The sequence below is a fragment of the Kitasatospora sp. NPDC001225 genome, assembly GCF_053597855.1.
This window is the reverse complement of sequence record NZ_JBSFJC010000454.1, coordinates 1-1370: the sequence shown is the minus strand read 5'-3', so window position 1 is coordinate 1370 and position 1370 is coordinate 1. Positions and strand designations below refer to the sequence as shown.

1 protein-coding gene and 1 pseudogene are annotated in these 1370 nt (G+C 70.7%); both read right to left on the bottom strand.

Translation table 11 applies throughout. The features are described 5' to 3' along the window. Positions 1-205: 205 nt before the first annotated feature. On the bottom strand, positions 206-694 hold the full coding sequence (locus tag ACWDCZ_RS41405) for a hypothetical protein (protein WP_388045339.1): 489 nt from the start codon (positions 692-694) through the stop codon (positions 206-208). 154 nt (positions 695-848) lie between these two features. Continuing rightward, positions 849-1307: pseudogene (locus tag ACWDCZ_RS41400) on the bottom strand (carboxylesterase family protein); the annotation flags it as partial. Positions 1308-1370: the final 63 nt, after the last annotated feature.

The following is a 1370-nucleotide window of genomic DNA, read 5'->3' as shown; positions in this document are numbered from 1 at the left end:
GGGGTTTACCTGTCTGTCCCTCGGGGGGGGGGTGTGCTGGGGGTGGTCGTGCCTCGGCGTGTGTGGTTTGGTGTTGTTCAGTGGGGGGGTTCGTCGGGCTGGGCGGGGGCGTCGTCGGCGACGCACCGCCCGGCCAATGAACAACGCGCCACCCACAGACCGCTGATGGATCACCGTCACCACCGGCAGACCGCCGACACCGTGCCTAGTACAGGTCGGAGCTGCGGATCGTCGCCCAGCTGATGCTCCGGCCGCCGCTGGGGTTGACGAAGACGACCTTGAGGCCGCCGAGGGCGGAGACCGCGAGGCTGGCCTTCGCCAGGGAACTGGGCTTGAAGGTGTCGGCGCTCCAGCAGGGGTGGCTGTTGACGTCGTAGACGACGAAGTTCCCGTCGCCCTGCATGATCGCCTTGTAGCCGCAGCCCCAGGTCTTGGGCGCCTGCCACACGGCGTGGACGAGACTCGGGTCCTGGTAGGCCCGGTAGAGGACGAGGTTGCCGTCGTTCTGCAGGACCAGCTGGGTGTCGCCCGCCTCGATGTGGCCGCCGCGGTAGAGGATGCCGGGCTCGTCCAGGTACGAGGCGGGCGGGCCGTCGGCGTGCGCGGTCCCCGCCGACGCCACCGTCCCGACCAGGGCCAGCATGCCGGCCGCGATCCCGAGCACGGTGTGCCGCAGCTTCTTCGTCGTCCTCATGTCCCCGTGTGCCTCTCTCGTCCGTTCGCGCCCGTGAACGTGTGGGGCGCGCTCTGCGGGATCGATCGTGCGTGACGGCGGTAGACAGACGATCAACGCCCAGGTGGACCGGCGTCAGCCGAGGGCCCTGGGCGAGCGGACCTCGGCCATAGGCCTAAGCGGGTTCCACGTGGTTGTCCGCGGCGGCCGCGGTGGGGGCGGGGACCGTTCGGAGGGTGGGATCGCCGGGGCGGGACTGGGCGAGCAGCCAGTCGTAGACCTCGGGGTCGTCGTACGTCCGGGTCCAGGAGTCGTGGCCGACGCCCGGGTAGCGGGTGAACCGCACCGGGCCGCCCAGTGCGCGCAGCGCGTCGACCAGGCGCTCGGTGTGCGAGACCGGGATGACCTCGTCCTCCTCGCCGTGGAAGGTCCAGACGGGGACGGCGGTCAGGCGCGGAGCGGACTCCCGCAGCCAGGAGCCGCAGACCGGTACGGCGGCGGCGAACCGGCGCGGGTACCGGGCGGCGAGCGCCCACGAGCCGGTGCCGCCCATGCTGAGGCCGGTCACGTACCGGCGGTGGGGGTGGTTGCGGAGCACCCGCGCCACCACCGCCCGAAACGAAGAGCGTGGGGGAGGGGAAGAGTGGTTTTAGAGAGGTGTAGATATAGGTGGTGGCCGGATCATTAAAAAAAGGGG